Source organism: Curtobacterium sp. WHRI 8282, from assembly GCF_040223925.2.
In the GTDB taxonomy this organism is placed as follows: Bacteria; Actinomycetota; Actinomycetes; order Actinomycetales; family Microbacteriaceae; genus Curtobacterium; species Curtobacterium flaccumfaciens.
Window position 1 is genome coordinate 192,831 of sequence record NZ_JBEHCD020000003.1, and the last position, 15,756, is coordinate 208,586.

Annotated in this window: 15 protein-coding genes; 3 read left to right on the plus strand and 12 right to left on the minus strand. The window is 70.6% G+C overall.

Annotated elements, in window-relative coordinates; genetic code table 11:
- Positions 1-78: 78 nt before the first annotated feature.
- A complete protein-coding gene (locus ABRP24_RS11850) occupies positions 79-726 on the minus strand; it encodes a TetR/AcrR family transcriptional regulator (protein WP_071248156.1) in 648 nt (215 codons plus the stop codon).
- A 138-nt stretch (positions 727-864) separates the two neighbouring features.
- Between ABRP24_RS11850 and ABRP24_RS11855 the strand changes: the two genes are divergently transcribed.
- The gene (locus ABRP24_RS11855) at positions 865-1,929 is read left to right on the plus strand and encodes an App1 family protein (RefSeq protein ID WP_035808219.1); all 1,065 of its coding nucleotides are present in this window, start codon (positions 865-867) and stop codon (positions 1,927-1,929) included.
- Positions 1,930-2,007: 78 nt separating this feature from the next.
- Positions 2,008-3,966, plus strand: a complete 1,959-nt coding sequence (locus ABRP24_RS11860) for a glycoside hydrolase family 15 protein (RefSeq protein WP_349848359.1) — start codon at positions 2,008-2,010, stop codon at positions 3,964-3,966.
- Between the two features lie 210 nt (positions 3,967-4,176).
- On the opposite strand, the gene ABRP24_RS11865 is transcribed toward ABRP24_RS11860, so the two are convergent.
- The 6 genes from ABRP24_RS11865 to ABRP24_RS11890 all read right to left on the minus strand — a co-directional run bounded on the left by ABRP24_RS11865 (position 4,177) and on the right by ABRP24_RS11890 (position 10,815).
- Entirely contained in the window at positions 4,177-5,550 is a 1,374-nt protein-coding gene (locus ABRP24_RS11865) for a glucose-6-phosphate dehydrogenase (RefSeq protein WP_027465268.1), read from the minus strand.
- Positions 5,551-5,708: 158 nt separating this feature from the next.
- On the minus strand, positions 5,709-6,125 hold the full coding sequence (locus ABRP24_RS11870; protein ID WP_349848361.1) for a cytochrome c oxidase subunit 4: 417 nt from the start codon (positions 6,123-6,125) through the stop codon (positions 5,709-5,711).
- 4 nt (positions 6,126-6,129) lie between these two features.
- Positions 6,130-7,866, minus strand: a complete 1,737-nt coding sequence (gene ctaD / locus ABRP24_RS11875) for a cytochrome c oxidase subunit I (RefSeq protein WP_027465266.1) — start codon at positions 7,864-7,866, stop codon at positions 6,130-6,132.
- Between the two features lie 11 nt (positions 7,867-7,877).
- The gene (gene coxB / locus ABRP24_RS11880) at positions 7,878-8,780 is read right to left on the minus strand and encodes a cytochrome c oxidase subunit II (protein ID WP_027465265.1); all 903 of its coding nucleotides are present in this window, start codon (positions 8,778-8,780) and stop codon (positions 7,878-7,880) included.
- Between the two features lie 156 nt (positions 8,781-8,936).
- The gene (locus ABRP24_RS11885; protein WP_035808216.1) at positions 8,937-9,305 is read right to left on the minus strand and encodes an iron-sulfur cluster assembly accessory protein; all 369 of its coding nucleotides are present in this window, start codon (positions 9,303-9,305) and stop codon (positions 8,937-8,939) included.
- Positions 9,306-9,363: 58 nt separating this feature from the next.
- Positions 9,364-10,815: a dipeptidase gene (locus tag ABRP24_RS11890; RefSeq protein WP_301566646.1), complete on the minus strand. Its 1,452-nt coding sequence runs from the start codon at positions 10,813-10,815 to the stop codon at positions 9,364-9,366.
- A gap of 52 nt (positions 10,816-10,867) precedes the next feature.
- Here ABRP24_RS11890 and ABRP24_RS11895 point away from each other — a divergent pair, with 52 nt between their 5' ends.
- Positions 10,868-11,443 (plus strand): DUF3043 domain-containing protein, encoded by a 576-nt coding sequence (locus ABRP24_RS11895; RefSeq protein WP_173033354.1) that lies wholly within the window; start codon positions 10,868-10,870, stop codon positions 11,441-11,443.
- 161 nt (positions 11,444-11,604) lie between these two features.
- Here the strand turns inward: ABRP24_RS11895 and ABRP24_RS11900 are convergent, their stop codons facing one another.
- The 5 genes from ABRP24_RS11900 to ABRP24_RS11920 are packed head-to-tail and all read right to left on the minus strand — an operon-like array spanning position 11,605 to position 15,748.
- Positions 11,605-12,681, minus strand: a complete 1,077-nt coding sequence (locus tag ABRP24_RS11900; RefSeq protein ID WP_349848365.1) for a quinone-dependent dihydroorotate dehydrogenase — start codon at positions 12,679-12,681, stop codon at positions 11,605-11,607.
- Positions 12,678-13,178, minus strand: a complete 501-nt coding sequence (nrdR, locus tag ABRP24_RS11905; RefSeq protein ID WP_027465260.1) for a transcriptional regulator NrdR — start codon at positions 13,176-13,178, stop codon at positions 12,678-12,680. Before nrdR ends, ABRP24_RS11900 begins: the two co-directional genes overlap by 4 nt.
- 13 nt (positions 13,179-13,191) lie before the next feature.
- The gene (gene hisD, locus ABRP24_RS11910) at positions 13,192-14,499 is read right to left on the minus strand and encodes a histidinol dehydrogenase (RefSeq protein WP_349848367.1); all 1,308 of its coding nucleotides are present in this window, start codon (positions 14,497-14,499) and stop codon (positions 13,192-13,194) included.
- Entirely contained in the window at positions 14,496-15,401 is a 906-nt protein-coding gene (locus ABRP24_RS11915; protein WP_349848369.1) for a hypothetical protein, read from the minus strand. The genes hisD and ABRP24_RS11915 overlap by 4 nt, the downstream gene beginning before the upstream one ends.
- Entirely contained in the window at positions 15,398-15,748 is a 351-nt protein-coding gene (locus ABRP24_RS11920; protein WP_214521248.1) for a DUF2200 domain-containing protein, read from the minus strand. The genes ABRP24_RS11915 and ABRP24_RS11920 overlap by 4 nt, the downstream gene beginning before the upstream one ends.
- Positions 15,749-15,756: the final 8 nt, after the last annotated feature.

The following is a 15,756-nucleotide window of genomic DNA, read 5'->3' on the forward strand; positions in this document are numbered from 1 at the left end:
CGACGCCCGCGCCTCGGTGTTCGGAGGCGCGGGCGGATCGGATCGGTCACCGGCGTGTCGCGCCGGCTGAGTGGGTGGTCAGGACGCGGCGATCACCGATTCCAGGTGCGCACGGTTCATCCGGCGGTACTCCTCGATCAGCTCCGTGTCGGGGTGCTCGCGGTCGCGGTGCGCGCGCGCCAGCACAGCGTGACCGGACTCGGCGAGGACGACCCAGGCGCGGGTGATGTGCTCGTCGTCCGGCAGCCCGAAGCGGTCGCGCATGATCTGGCCGACGGTTGCGCCGAGCGCGCCCATGCGGTCCTCGGCGTCTCCGGTCCCGGTGTCGGCCGGGTCACCGAAGCGGATGGCCCGGAAGCCGGGCTCGGTGCGGTACATCTCGGCGGTCATGTCGATGAGCGCGTCGTTGGCGTCCTGCCAGGTCTCGGCGCCGCTGGCGTCGAGGGCCTCGACGAAGCGGGAAGCGAGCCGCTGGGTGCAGCGGATCGCGAGTGCCTCGACCACGGCGATGCGGTCCGGGAAGTACCGGTAGACGGTGCCGATCGACGCCCCCGCGCGCTCGGCGACCATGGCGGTCGTGAGCCGTTCGAACCCGATCTCGTCGATCACCGCGGCTGCGGCGTCGAGGAGGCCGGCGAGGCGCGCCGAACTGCGGGCTTGGACCGGCTCGTTCCTGAGCAGTGATGATCCCCCCGGCAGAGCGTTCGTTACCTCGGTGACGAGCACGTGTTCTCCTCTTGCGCTCCAGCGCGGTTGGTTGGTGTGACGGGGACAACTTTCGCAGAACGCGCCTGGAACATGGCTGCGACTCACCAGTTCCGCCCAGCGCGCGGTTTCGTCAGCCGTACATGGGATGATGGCCCCATGCCCGACCCGACGTCCCACGAGCCGTCGTTGGCCGAGCCGCTCCTGCACCGCGCGGCCCGCATCGAGGACGCCGTCCAGGAGTTCCGCGAGCACCGTGCACGCCGTCGCGGACTGGTGCCGACGGTGGTCCCGTACACCGGCTACGGCGCGCCCGGTTGGGTGCGCATTCTGTGCCGTGTGCTGCTGACCCGCCGCGGTCTCGCCTCCGACGTCTCCTACGCGGGCGTCCGAGGCTGGAAGAGCTTCACGAGCGTGGCCGTCGACCACGCCGAGGTCACCGTCACCGCCGGCGGTGTCTCCCACGTGGTGAAGACCGACCGTGGCGGCGTCGTCGACACCATCGTCCCGATCGACCTCGAGCCCGGCTGGCGCACGGTGCGGCTGTCGGCAGGCGGTGGGCGCGACGTCGAGGCCGACGTGTTCGTCGTGCACCCGGACACCCGCTTCGGGCTGCTGTCCGACATCGACGACACCGTCATGGTGACCTCGCTCCCCCGCCCCATGCTCGCCGCCTGGAACTCGTTCGTGCTGACCGAGCACGCCCGCCGCCCGGTGCCGGGCATGTCCGTGCTGTACGAGCGGATCCTCGCGCAGCACCCCGGCTCCCCGACGGTCTACCTGTCGACCGGGGCCTGGAACGTCGCCCCGACGCTGCAGCGCTTCCTGTCGCGCAACATGTACCCGTCCGGCACGCTCCTGCTCACCGACTGGGGTCCCACCCACGACCGGTTCTTCCGAAGCGGCCAGCTGCACAAGCAGGAGAACCTGCGGCGGCTCGCCAAGGACTTCCCGGACATCCGCTGGCTCCTGGTCGGCGACGACGGACAGCACGACGAGAGCCTCTACGGGGACTTCTCGCGGGAACACCCGGACAACGTCGCGGGCGTCGCCATCCGGCAGCTGTCCACGAGCGAAGCGGTCCTGGCCGGTGGTCGCTCGCGGGCGCAGGAACGCTCCCGTGACTCGTCGGCGCCCTGGGTGTACGCACCGGACGGCGCCGGCCTGTGGAGCGAGCTCGCTCGGGTCGGCATCATCGAGTCCGACGGTTCCGACCCGGCCTGAGCGACCCTTCATCACGTTCTCGGCCCGGAGCCCCCGTCGCCGACCGCGGCGCTCGGGCATCGGGTGTTCGATCGGTCCATGAGCACCGAGCCGGCCGCACCGCCCGAAGCCGCACCACACCCAGCCGCACCGCACGCAGCCGCGCCGCAACCAGCGCCGAACACACCGCCGAACCGCATCGAGGACCACGCCCTGATCGGCGACACCGGCACCGCTGCCCTGATCGGCCGCGACGGGACCATCGACTGGGCGTGCCTGCCGCGCTTCGACAGCTCGTCCACCTTCGCCTCGCTGCTCGGCACCGAGGACCACGGGCACTGGACACTCCGACCCGTCGACGACGACGCCACCGCCGAGTGGCGGTACCACGGCGACACCCTGGTGCTCTCGACCGTGTGGACCACCCGTGACGGCGTGGTCGAGGTCACCGAGTTCATGCCCGTCGGCGCGCACCGCCCCTCGATCGTCCGCCGAGTACGCGGGCTCCGCGGCACCGTCGAGCTCCGGCAGACGCTCCGGATCCGCTTCGACTACTCGCGCGCCCTGCCCTGGATCCGGCAGATCGGGGACGACGACGAACCGGCGCTGCTCGCGACGGCCGGCCCCGGCTCGGTGATCGTCCGGGGGCCGCAGTTCCGCGCCGACGACCACCGGCACACCGCCGTCACGACGATCCACGACGGCGACGTGCTCGACACGGTGCTCACCTGGTACCCGTCGCACCGCGAGCCGCCGGAGCCGCTCGACGTCGACGCGGCCCTCGCCCACACCATCTCGTGGTGGACGGCGTGGACAGCCCCGGCGCAGACCACCGGTCGGTACGCCGACGCCGCACGTCGGTCGCTGGTGTTCCTCCGCGCGATGACCCACGGCGAGACCGGTGGCGTCGTCGCCGCCGCGACCACGGGCCTGCCGGAGGACCCCGGCGGCGAACGCAACTGGGACTACCGCTACGTGTGGCTGCGCGACGCCTCCCTCGCGCTCGCGTCGCTCATCGCCCACGGCTACCGCGACGAGGCGACGCACTGGCGCGGCTGGCTGCTGCGCGCGATCGCGGGCGACCCCGCCGACGTGCAGATCATGTACGGCATCGCCGGCGAACGCGAGCTGCCCGAACGGGAGCTGCCCGAACTGCCCGGGTACCTCGGGTCGACGCCCGTGCGCGTCGGCAACGGCGCCTCGACCCAGTACCAGGGCGACGTCTTCGGCGAGGTGCTCGCGGCACTGCACGACGCGCGCGAGCTCGGGGTCGAGGAGAACGCCGACTCCTGGGCGCTGCAACGGGCACTGCTCGGCTACGTCGAGGAGCACTGGCAGGAGCCGGACAACGGCATCTGGGAGATGCGCGGCCCGCGGCGCAGCTTCACCCACTCGCGGGTGATGATCTGGGCTGCGTTCGACCGCGGGGTCGCCGCGGTCGAGGAGTTCGGCCTCGAGGGCCCCGTCGACCGCTGGCGGACCCTGCGCGACACCGTCCGCGCCGAGATCGAGGAGCACGGCTGGAACGCCGATCGCGGTTCGTTCCGCCAGCACTACGACACCGACGAGGTCGACGCGAGTCTGCTCGTCCTGCCGCAGGTCGGGTTCTGCCGCGCCGACGACCCCCGGATGACGGGCACCGTCCGCGCCATCGAGAAGGACCTGCGCGTCGGGGACGAGGGCCTCGTGCTCCGCTACCGCACGACGGCCGGCTTCGACGGACTGTCCGGTGCCGAGCACCCGTTCTTGGCGTGCTCGTTCTGGCTGGTGGAGCAGTACGCCGCCTCGGGACGGGTCGAGGACGCCGAGCATCTGATGGACGTGCTCGTCGGGTACGCCAACGACGTCGGCATGCTCTCCGAGGAGATCGACGTCGCCACCGGGCACCACATCGGCAACACCCCGCAGGTGCTGTCGCACCTGACGCTCGTGTCGGCAGCTGACGCCATCGAGCGCGCACGTGGCGCGACCGTCGGGCACCGCACGCGGTTGCCCGTCCACGACGGCGGCACGCGGTCGTGGACCGGCGAGGGTGAGCGCGCCGGCTCCCCCGCCTGACGTCCGGCTCAGCCCCCGGGAGACGCCGTCGTCTTCGCGCGACACCTCGAAGCCGCCGAGACGCCGCAGGATCCGGCGGCGTCTCGACGACACGACGGCGTCTTGCGGTGCCCTGATGGTGACCCCAAGACGGACGGGAGGCCCGGTGCCAGCTGGCACCGGGCCTCCCGTCCGTCAGGGCGTCCGTTCAGGACGTCGGCAGCGTGTCCGTCAGGACGACGACTCCCAGTCCGCCGGGCCGCGCGAACCGGCGCGGTACTCCTCGAGCGGGACCTCGTCGGCCTTCCAGGCGGCGACGACCGGCTCCACGATCTCCCAGCAGCGCTCGGCCACGTCACCGCGGATGGAGAGCAGCGGGTCGTCGTGGAAGATGCCGTTCAGGACCTCGCCGTACGGGGTGAGCTCGCCGTCGCTGAACGACGACGACAGGGTGACCTGTCCCATCTCGAACGGGTTGCCACCGCCGTTGGCCGACACCGACAGCTCGATCTCGTCCGGGTTCAGGACGATGCGCAGCGTGTCGGTCTTCGGGCGACCGCTCAGACCGGAGGGCAGACGCGTGACCGGCTTGAAGGTGATCAGCACCTCCTTGCGGCTGGCGCCGAGGGCCTTGCCGGAGCGCAGCGTGAAGGGGACACCTGCCCAGCGGGCGGTGTCGACCTCGACCGAGATCTCGGCGAGGGTCTCCGTCTGGCGCGACGGGTCGACGCCGTCCTCTTCCTGGTACGACGGCAGTTCCTTGCCGTCGATGGTGCCGGCGGTGTAGACCGCGCGGCGCGAGGCGATCTTCGCGTCGTCGCCCTTGAGGCGGGTGGAGCGCAGGACCCGGGCGAGCGACGAGCGGAACTCGACCGCGTCGATCGCGGCCGGGGCGTCCATCGTGACCAGGCCGAGGATCTGCAGCAGGTGCGACTGGATCATGTCGACCATCGCACCGGCCTCGTCGTAGTACTGGGCGCGGTTCTCGAGACCGAGGGTCTCGTCGTAGAAGATGTCGACCTTCTCGATGTTCTCCGCGTTCCAGATGGGCTCGAACAGGCGGTTCGCGAAGCGCAGACCGATGATGTTCAGCACCGTGGTGCGGCCGAGGAAGTGGTCGGTGCGGTGCACGCGGTCCTCGGGGACGAGCTTGAGCACCGTCTCGTTGAGGGCCTGGGCGCTGGCGACGTCGGTGCCGAAGGGCTTCTCGAAGGCCAGGGTCGTGCCCTCGGGGAGCTCGACGTGCTCGAGCGCCTCGCAGATGTCGGAGGCGATCTGCGGCGGGAGGGCGAAGTACAGGATCGGCTCGGAGTCGGCCGCGGCCAGGAGCGCCTCGAGGTGCTTCGGGTCGGTGGGGTCGCCCTGGATGAACTGCGTCGACTCGATGGTCGCGTCGACCTCCGGCCCCTTGACGTCCTGCGACGCGAAGGACTGCTTGACGATGTCCTTCCACTTCTCGGGGCTGCGCTCGCTGCGGCCCGTGCCGATCAGCTGCACGGGGACGGCACGGCCGCTCTGCAGGAACGTGCCGAGGCCCGGCAGGAGCAGGCGGGAGGCGAGGTCGCCCGTCGCGCCGAAGATGATGAGGGTGCGCTTGTCGGTCACCTGAGGTGACTCCTTTCGCTGTGGTGGGAGGTCCGCTCCAGTCAAGTCGCGGGCGGGCCCGTTTGTTCCGGATCGGGACCGGAGTTCGTCTCCTGGACGCACTTCGGGCGGCACCGTTCTGGTGCCGCCCGAAGTGTCAGGTGCGCTGCAGCGCCGGGTCAGTGCCCGAAGTTGCCGCGGTAGTACTCGTAGACCCAGCCGACCAGGGTGATCGCCACGAGGACGAGCCCGATCGGGACGATCCACAGGCCGGCGGCCACGCCGAGGAAGCAGACGGCGACCGCGGCGGCCAGCAGGATGGGCCACCACGACCACGGGCTGAAGTGCCCGAGCTCGGCGTCGCCGTCCTCGATGTTGGCGTCGGGACGGTCCTCGGGCAGGACCCCGCCCTGGGACGACATGACCTTGCCGAGGTAGAAGGCGATGAACGCCGACATCAGGCCGGTCAGGCCGATCGCCACGGTGCCCACCCACTCGGGCTCGCCGTAGTAGAGCATCGCCCACGTGGTGTAGGCGGCGTCCGCCAGGATGAAGAACCCGAAGAGGATCCAGAACAGGTTGGTGTTCGCGCGCATGGCGTTACTTCACCTCGCCCTTCGCGGCGTCGTAGGTCGGGGCATCGGGGGCGTCCTTCGCGGGACCCACACCGATCGGCACACCGGCCTCGGGGTGGTTCAGGTCGAAGGCCGGGGACTCCGAACGGATGCGCGGGATCGACGTGAAGTTGTGGCGCGGCGGCGGGCAGGAGGTCGCCCACTCGAGCGAGCGGCCGTAGCCCCACGGGTCGTTCACAGCGACCTTCGGTGCGTTCCGGGCGGTCACGTAGACGTTGAAGATGAACGGCAGGAACGAGATCGCGAGGATCATCGAGCCGATCGTCGACAGCTGGTTCATCCAGGTGAAGCCGTCGTTCGGCAGGTAGGTCGCGTACCGACGCGGCATGCCGATGACGCCCAGCCAGTGCTGGATGAGGAACGTCGTGTGGAACCCGATGAACAGGAGCCAGAAGTGGATCTTGCCGAGACGCTCGTTGAGCATCTTGCCGGTCCACTTCGGCCACCAGAAGTAGAAGCCGGAGAACATCGCGAAGACGACGGTGCCGAAGACCACGTAGTGGAAGTGCGCCACGACGAAGTACGAGTCGGACACGTGGAAGTCGAGCGGCGGCGACGCCAGGATCACACCGGTGAGACCACCGAAGGTGAACGTGATGAGGAAGCCGAGGGCCCAGAGGAGCGGGGTCTCGAACGTGACCGATCCGCGCCACATGGTGCCGACCCAGTTGAAGATCTTCACGCCGGTCGGGACCGCGATGAGCATCGTCATGAGCGAGAACCACGGGAGCAGGACGCCACCGGTGACGTACATGTGGTGCGCCCACACCGTGACCGAGAGGGCCGCGATGGAGATCGTCGCGTAGACCAGGGTCTTGTACCCGAAGATCGGCTTGCGGCTGAACACCGGGAAGACCTCGGAGACGATGCCGAAGAACGGCAGCGCGATGATGTAGACCTCGGGGTGCCCGAAGAACCAGAACAGGTGCTGCCAGAGCAGGGCCCCGCCGTTGGCCGGGTTGAAGATCTGTGCGTCGAACACGCGGTCGAGCCCGAGGCCGAAGAGCGCCGTCGCGAGGACCGGGAAGGCCATCAGGACGAGGAGCGCCGTCACGAGGGTGTTCCACGTGAAGATCGACATGCGGAACATCGTCAGACCCGGGGCACGCATCGTGATGATCGTGGTGATGAAGTTCACCGCGCCGAGGATCGTCGAGAAGCCGGTCATCCCGAGCCCGAAGACCCAGAGTGTGCCGCCGAGCCCTGGTGTGAACGTCGTGTCACTCAGTGGCGCGTAGGCGAACCACCCGAACGAGGCAGCGCCCTGCGGGGTGAGGAAGCCGCCGACCGCGATGAGCGAGCCGAACAGGTAGAGCCAGAAGGCGAAGCCGTTGAGTCGCGGGAAGGCGACGTCCGGCGCACCGATCTGGAGCGGCATGATCGCGTTCGCGAAGCCCGAGAACAGCGGCGTCGCGAACATCAGCAGCATGATCGTGCCGTGCATCGTGAACAGCTGGTTGTACTGCTCCTTCGTCGCGACCACGTGCAGGCCGGGTTCGAAGAGCTGGGCACGGATCACGAGGGCCATCACACCTGCGAGCAGGAAGAAGATGAACGACGCGATCAGGTACATGTACCCGATGGTCTTGTGGTCGGTGGAGGTGATCCACCGAACGACGATGTTGCCCTTCCGACCCACCTTCGACGCCTGGAAGTCCGGCGACGAGGTCTGGGTCGGTTGGCCGACGAGTGACGTTGTCATCTGACGAGCCCCTACTTGTTCTCGCTGGACGCCTCGACCGGCGCCTTGTTGTTCGGTTCGTTGGTGTTGGTGTTGTACTCGTCACCGAGCAGACCGACCTTGCCCTGGTCCTTCAGGGTGTCGAGGTAGTCCTGGTACTGCGCCGGCGTGACGACCTTCACCTGGAAGAGCATCAGCGAGTGGTACTCACCGCAGAGCTCCGCGCACTTGCCCTGGTACGTGCCGAGCTTCTCCGGGATGAAGTACTCCCAGTTGGTCTTGCCCGGGAGCATGTCCTTCTTGTAGAGGAAGTCGATGACCCAGAAGGAGTGGTCGACGTCGCGCGAGGAGAGCTCGATCGCGACCTTCTTGCCCTTCGGCAGGTAGAGGGTCGGCAGCTGCGACTCGTCGATCGCCCCGTTGGCGTTCTCTTCTTCCTGGGCCTGGATGCCCTGGTAGTAGACGCTCTCTTCGGGGTTGTCCTTGTTGATGTAGTTGAAGTCCCACGCCCAGCGCTTGCCGTACACGTGCACGGTGGCGTCGGGGTCGGCGAAGGGCTTCTCGATCGCGGCCTGGTCCTTCGCGGTGAAGGCGAAGAAGCCCAGCACCAGGATCAGCGGCACGATCGTGTAGAAGATCTCGAGCGGCATGTTGTACCGCATCTGCACGGGCAGGCCGGTCTGGCCCTTCCGGCGGCGGTAGACGATCGCTGCCCAGATGATCAGGCCCCACACGATGAGACCGACGGCGAGGAGAACGACCCAGCTGGTGGTCCACAGGCCGACGATGCGGCTCGTGTGGTTGGTGACGTTCTTCGTCTCCTCCGTGCCGGGGAGCCATCCGTTCATCTGCTGCTGCGTGCAGCCAGCCAGTGCGATGACCAGACCGACGGCCACCGGGACGGCCGCCCAACGTATACGGCGATTCGAACGCACTGTTACCTCTCGCAAAAGACGTGAGCTTCAGGAGGTCAGCCCGTCGAGTCCGACGGCGAGCCGCACGAAGGCGGCGCATGGCTGGCTCCCAGCTTGATTGGAACACTCCTAGCTTACTCGCAGCTCGGTGCCGCTCGCGTGTCGGATCGCTGGTGATCAGTGGAAGCTGTCACCACAGGCGCAGCTGCCCTGCGCGTTCGGGTTGTCGATCGTGAAGCCCTGCTTCTGGATCGTGTCCTCGAAGTCGATCGTCGCGCCGTCGAGGTACGGGACGCTCATCTTGTCGACGACGACCTCGACCCCGTCGAACTCGGCGGTGACGTCACCGTCGAGCAGACGCTCGTCGAAGTACAGCTGGTAGATCAGGCCCGAGCAGCCACCGGGCTGGACGGCGAGGCGCAGGCGCAGGTCGTCGCGGCCCTCCTGCTCGAGCAGGCTCGCCACCTTGCCGGCAGCGGCGTCGCTCAGGAGGACGCCGTGCGACTGCGTTTCGGTCGCCGGTGCTTCGGTGATGGTGTCGCTCATCGCGCGTCTCCCTCCGGGCGGTGCTGGTCACCGCGCCTGGCGTCGATTGTAAGCACCCTCAGCTGCGCGTCGCGAGCCTGGCGAGCAGGATCGTCTCCGACGCGATGGCACGGTGCAGGACACCGAGGTGCTGCGACTCGTTCGGGCTGTGCGCACGGGTGTCCGGGTCCTCGACGCCGGTGACCAGGATCTGCGCGTCCGGGAACTCCGCGGCGAGGTCGGACACGAACGGGATCGACCCGCCGATGCCCTGCTCGACCGCCTCGGCGCCCCACCCCTCGCGCATCGCCGTGCGCGCCTCCTGGACGGCCCAGCCAGCGGTGTCGACGAGGAACCCGTCGCCGCTGTCCGGCTCGGTGATCTCCATCCGTGCGCCGAACGGGACGTGCTCGCGCAGGTGCCGCTCGACGGCCGCGGACGCCTGCCTGGCGTCCTGGCCGGGGGCGACGCGGACCGAGACCCGTGCCGAGACCGTGGGCAGCAGGGTGTTCGAGGCGTTCGCGACGCTCGGCACGTCCATGCCGGTCACCGTGATCGACGGCTGGAACCACATGCGCGACAGCACGGCGCCGGTGCCGATCGGGCGCACACCGGGGACGAGCGCGGCGTCGGCGGCGAGTTCGTCCTCGGTGCGCTCCGGCACGTCGGCCTCGTACGAGGTCAGCCCGTCGACGGCGACCGAACCGTCGGCGTCGTGCAGCGAGGCGAGCAGCCGCACCATGGGGATCATCGCGTCCGGGGCAGCTCCCCCGAACATGCCGCTGTGGCTGGCGTGCTCGAGCGTGGTCAGGGTGAGCTTGAAGGTCACGTTGCCCCGCAGGGAGACCGTGATCGACGGCACCTCGGTCGACCAGTTGTCGCTGTCCGCCACGACGATGACGTCGGCGGCGAGGTGCTCCTTCTGCTCGCGCAGGAACGTGCGGAACGAGCGGGAGCCGAACTCCTCCTCGCCCTCGACGAACAGCACGATCCCGAGGTCGAGGTCGTCACCGAACTGGGCGTGCACCGCGCGGAGCGACGCGATGTGCGTCATCACACCGGCCTTGTCGTCCGAGGCGCCGCGGCCGTACAGGCGGTCACCGCGCAGGGTCGGCTCGAACGGCGGCGTCTCCCACAGGGCCTCGTCGCCCTGCGGCTGCACGTCGTGGTGGGCGTAGAGCATCACCGTCGGCTTGCCGTTCCGCGCCGGGCGCACCGCGAGCACCGCGGGCTGGCCGAGCTCGGTCTCGGCGTCGGCCTCGGCGACGTCGGCCGTCGAGCCGGACACCGCCGACCGCACGATCCGGACGTCGTCCGCGCCGAACACCCCGGTGGACCGTGCGAGGTCCGCGACGGCCTCGGCACTCGCGCGCACGTTCGCCGGGTCGAAGGCCGACCAGGACACCGACGGCAGGCGCACCAGCGCGGACAGGTCGGCGATCGTCGTGGGCAGTGCCCCCTGCACGTGTTCGCGCAGGGCGTCGAGGAGCGCGGGGTCGGTCGCGGGGCTGTGCTGTTCGCTGTCGGTCATGCCCGGTAATCTAGAGGAGATCCCGCACGCACACCGCCGTTAGGAACGCACCGTGGCGAAGGCAGCCCCCAAGACCAACACGACCGTCAACCCGACCGAGGCCGAGCTCCTCGAGCAGGGCAAGGGCCGCCCCACGCCGTCCCGCCGCGAGCGAGAGGCAGCGAACCGCCGCCCCCTCGTCGGCAACACGCCGGTCGACAAGAAGGCTGCGCGCGCACGTCTCAACTCGGAGCGCGAGCGTGCCCGGGTCGGCATGGCCAACGGCGAGGAGCGCTACCTGCCGGCGAAGGACCGCGGTGAGCAGCGACGCTTCGTCCGCGACTGGATCGACGCCCGCTGGAACGTCGGCGAGGTCATGATGCCCGTGCTCGTGCTGTTCCTGATCGTCGGGTTCGCGGCCGCGCAGACCGTGATCGCGTCCTACTCGCTCCTGCTGGTGTGGGCGTTCGTGGCGCTGTTCATCATCGACTGCGTGGTGCTGTGGCTGTCGCTCCGCCGCAAGCTCACCGCCAAGTTCGGCGAGCTCCAGCGCGGCACGTTCCTCTACATCCTCACGCGGGCGTGGCAGCTGCGCTTCCTGCGGCTGCCGAAGCCCCAGGTCCGGCGTGGGCAGTACCCCACGCTCTAGCCACACGCACACGACGAAGCGCCGCCCGGCCTGCCGGGCGGCGCTTCGTCGTTCCCGCTCCCCCATTCCTGCTCACGAAGCGGCCGTGAGCGCACCCACACGACGCACTGGAGGCCCGTGGCGGTGTCGCCACGGGCCTCCAGTCCGTCAGGTGGTCGCGTCTACCGCGCGGCGCGACGCAGCCGCCGACGGCGCAGCCGGTTGATGCGCGCGGCCCAGGTCGGTCCCTCGTAGAGGAACGCCGTGTAGCCCTGCACGAGCGTGGCCCCGGCGTCGATGCGGTCCTGCACGTCCTGCTCGGTGGTCACACCACCGACGGCGATGACGCAGAAGTCGGCGGGCACCGCGGCGCGGACGCGACGCAGAACCTCGAGCGAGCGGGCGGCGACCGGCGCACCGGAGAGGCCCCCGGCACCCATCGCCTCGACGTCGGACGGATCGGCCGTCAGGCCGTCGCGGGAGATCGTCGTGTTGTTGGCGATCACCCCGGACAGTCCGAGCTCGACCGCGAGGCCCGCGATCGCGTCGATCTGCTCGTCGGTCAGGTCCGGTGCGATCTTGACGAGCACCGGCGTCCGGCCGGCGGCGTCACGCACCGCGGACAGCAGCGGTCGGAGCTGGTCGAGTTCCTGCAGTCCGCGCAGGCCGGGCGTGTTCGGCGAGCTGACGTTGACCGCCAGGTAGTCCGCGAACGTCGCGAGCCGACGGGTGGACTCGAGGTAGTCCTCGATGGCGTCCTCGACGGAGACGACCCGGCTCTTGCCGATGTTCACGCCGATGACCGGTCGGCCGGGGTTGCGGCGGGCGCGCTCGAGGCGTCGGGCGGCCGCAGCGGCGCCGTGGTTGTTGAAGCCCATGCGGTTGATCAGGGCGCGGTCGCCGATCAGCCGGAACAGGCGCGGGCGCTCGTTGCCGGGCTGCGGCTTGGCGGTGATGGTGCCGACCTCGACGTGGCCGAAGCCGAGCAGGCCGAGACCGGCGATGCCGCGGGCGTCCTTGTCGAACCCGGCGGCCAGGCCGAAGCGCGACGGGAAGTGGATGCCCATCGTGGTGACGCCGTCGGACGCCGCGGGACGGCAGTACCGCTCGACGACGCCGCTCAGGAACGGCACGCGGGGCAGCCCCGCGATGACGGCGAACGCCAGGTGGTGGGCGCGCTCCGGGTCCATGTTCGCGAACACGGAACGGAACACGACGCGGTAGCCACCGCGCACGATCCGTTCGGCGATGCCGCTCACGCGCGCGTGCCGGACGGTGCGGACGACCCGGCGGCCGTGTCGGACGCCCCGTGGTGGTCGCGGCGGAGCTGGCCGATGGCGTCCTCGAAGTCCTCGAGCGAGTCGAACGCCTGGTAGACGCTCGCGAACCGCAGGTAGGCGACCTCGTCGAGCTCCCGCAGGGGCGCGAGGATCGCGAGGCCGATGTCGTTCGCGTCGATCTGGCTGGATCCGGAGGACCGGACGGTCTCCTCGACGCGCTGCGCGAGCACGGCCAGGTCACCGTCGGTGACCGGGCGTCCCTGGCACGCCTTGCGCACACCGGAGACGATCTTGTCGCGGCTGAACGGCTCGGTGACGCCGTTGCGCTTCACGACGTTGAGCGATGCGGTCTCGGTGGTCGAGAACCGTCGACCGCAGTTGGGGCACTGACGACGGCGGCGGATGGAGGTTCCGTCGTCGCTCGTCCGTGAGTCGACGACGCGGGAGTCCGGGTGGCGGCAGAAGGGGCAGAACATGTCGTTCCCCAGGCTATCGGTTCGTGCGCTCCGTCACGGCGGCCCCGTGCGCGGGGAGCTGCTCCTCGGTGGACAGCGCGACGATGTGCGGGGCGACCTCGGCCAGGGCCTCGGGCGTGTACCGGACGATCTGCTGGGGCCGCAGGAACGTCGACGCCGACAGCCCGGCCCCGAAGCGGGCCTGGCCGCCGGTCGGCAGCACGTGGTTCGAGCCCGCCAGGTAGTCCCCCAGGCTCACCGGCGTGCTCGGTCCGACGAACACCGCACCGGCGGCGTCGATGTCGGCCAGCACCGCGTCGTCGTCGACCGTCTGGATCTCGAGGTGCTCCGGCCCGTACGCGTTGCTCACGGTCGCCGCGTCGGTCAGGGAGTCCACCAGGACGATCGCGGACTGCGGCCCGTCCAGGGCGGCCTGGAGGCGCGCAGCCGTCCCGAGCACCGCCGTGCGTTCCGGGATGGCCGCCTCGACCGCGTCGGCGAACGCCGCGGACGTCGTCACCAGCACGCTGCCGGCCTGCTCGTCGTGCTCGGCCTGACTGATGAGGTCGGCGGCCACGAACCCGGCGTCGGCGGTGTCGTCCGCGATCACGAGGATCTCGGTCGCCCCGGCCTCGGAGTCGATGCCCACCACCCCGCGCACCAGGCGCTTGGCCGCGGCGACGTAGTTGTTGCCCGGACCGGTGACCAGGTCGACCGGCTCGAGGTCGATCTCGGCGACGCCGTACGCCAGCGCGCCGACGGCTCCGGCACCGCCCATGGCGTAGACCTCGTCGATGCCGAGCAGCCCCGCCGCGGCGAGGATCGTCGGGTGGACCGCGCCGCCGTGGTCGCGCTGCGGCGGCGACACGAGGGCGATCGAGGGCACGCCCGCGACCTGGGCCGCGACGACGTTCATCACGACGCTGGACGGGTAGACGGCCTTGCCACCGGGCACGTAGAGCCCCACGCGGCGCATCGGCTGCCAGCGCTGGTGGACCTCGGCGCCGTCGGCCAGGGTCGTCACGGACGGGGCGGGGATCTGCGCGGCACTCGCGGCCCGGACCCGGCGGATGGCCTCGTCGAGGGCTGCTCGGACCTCGGGGGTGAGCCCGGCCACGGCGGCGGTGATCTCGGCAGCGGGGACCCGGACGTCCGCGGGGGCCCCGCCGTCGAAGCGCTCGGCCTGGTCGTGCAGGGCCGCGGCACCACGGTGCCGGACGTCCTCGATCAACTCGCGCGCGGCGTCGACCGCGTGCGACACGTCACCCGCGGCACGGGGCATGAGTCGGAGGAGTTCGGCACGGGCGGGCAGGCCGCCGCGGAGGTCGATTCGCTGCATCATGAGGCCTCCAGCGTACCGGCGGCGTGCTGCACGACGGCGTCGACCACGGGCCGGTGGCGGACCGTCTGGTCGGCGTCCCACGCGTCGAGCAGGTGCAGCGTGGCGATCCGGAACGCCAGGGCACGGACGAGCAGCTGCGGCCACTCGGGGACGCCGGTGCCGAGCACGCCGAGCCGACCGACGGGGACCCCGTGCCAGCACACGGCGTCGACCGCGGCGATCGCGGCGCCGAGGCCCGCCGGGCGCCAGTACGGCGCCCAGTCGAACACCGTGGGCGGCTCCCCCGGCGTGAAGAGCACGTTGCCGAGCAGGTCACCGTGGACGAGGTGCGACGGGGACGTCACCGGCCGGAACGTCGCGGCCAGGCGGTCCAGCGTCGGGTCGTCGGGCAGGGCCGCTCCGCCCCAGGCCATGCGGTCCGCCCGGCTCCAGGGCTCGTCGCGGTCGTCGAGGAAGTCCGGGCGTGGCAGATGGGCGATCGCCCGGTGGAACGCTGCGCCCGCGGCGATCACGTCGTCCACGCGAGTGGGGTCGGTCCGACCGTCGACCCACCGCCAGGCCTCCCAACCGTCCTCGCCGGTGCTGACGCCGGCGCCGGCGCCAGCGCCAGCGCCAGCGGCGTCGCCGGCGGCGTCGCCGGCAGCGGCAGCGGCGGCGCTGGCGTCCACGACCCAGTCCCCGGGCGTGGCGGCGACCGGGCGCGGGGTCCGGAACCCCGCCGTGTGGACGAGCCGCGCCAGCGTGGCGGACCGCCACCGGGCCTCCAGGCGGTCACCGGACGGGCGGAGGACGACGTCCCCGGCGCGCCACGTGAGTCCACGCCCGCCGCCGAGGCGCTCGAGCGGCCGGCCGTGTACGCCGAACGCCCGCAGGACGTGCGGTGCCGGCTGGCCGTCGGTCACGCGGTCCGCAGGATCTTCACCATCGGCCGGCCCTTGGCGACCTCGTCGACGAGCTTGTCGAGGTACCGGATCTGCCGCATGAGCGGGTCGTCGAGCTCCTCGATCCGCACCCCGCAGATCACCCCGGTGATGAGCGGGGCGTTCGGGTTGAGGTGCGCGCCGGCGAAGAAGTCCTCGAACGTGGTCCGGTCGGCCAGGTGCTGCGCGAGCGCCGGGCCGTCGAAGCCGGTCAACCACTCGATGACGGTGTCGAGCTCCGCCTTCGTGTGGCCCTTCCGCTCCACCTTCGCCAGGTAGTGCCCGTAGACGTCCGCGACGGGCGTCCCGAAGATCCGGTGACCGGCCATGGTCGACG

What these genes read in the sequence shown, in the direction of transcription:
- ABRP24_RS11855 (WP_035808219.1), top strand. Translation starts at nt 865, where the DNA reads ATGCCCGACCCGACGTCCCACGAGCCGTCGTTGGCCGAGCCGCTCCTG.
- ctaD (WP_027465266.1), bottom strand. Translation starts at nt 7,866, where the DNA reads ATGACAACGTCACTCGTCGGCCAACCGACCCAGACCTCGTCGCCGGAC.
- ABRP24_RS11870 (WP_349848361.1), bottom strand. Translation starts at nt 6,125, where the DNA reads ATGCGCGCGAACACCAACCTGTTCTGGATCCTCTTCGGGTTCTTCATC.
- ABRP24_RS11890 (WP_301566646.1), bottom strand. Translation starts at nt 10,815, where the DNA reads ATGACCGACAGCGAACAGCACAGCCCCGCGACCGACCCCGCGCTCCTC.
- nrdR (WP_027465260.1), bottom strand. Translation starts at nt 13,178, where the DNA reads ATGTTCTGCCCCTTCTGCCGCCACCCGGACTCCCGCGTCGTCGACTCA.
- ABRP24_RS11920 (WP_214521248.1), bottom strand. Translation starts at nt 15,748, where the DNA reads ATGGCCGGTCACCGGATCTTCGGGACGCCCGTCGCGGACGTCTACGGG.
- hisD (WP_349848367.1), bottom strand. Translation starts at nt 14,499, where the DNA reads ATGATGCAGCGAATCGACCTCCGCGGCGGCCTGCCCGCCCGTGCCGAA.
- ABRP24_RS11885 (WP_035808216.1), bottom strand. Translation starts at nt 9,305, where the DNA reads ATGAGCGACACCATCACCGAAGCACCGGCGACCGAAACGCAGTCGCAC.
- ABRP24_RS11860 (WP_349848359.1), top strand. Translation starts at nt 2,008, where the DNA reads ATGAGCACCGAGCCGGCCGCACCGCCCGAAGCCGCACCACACCCAGCC.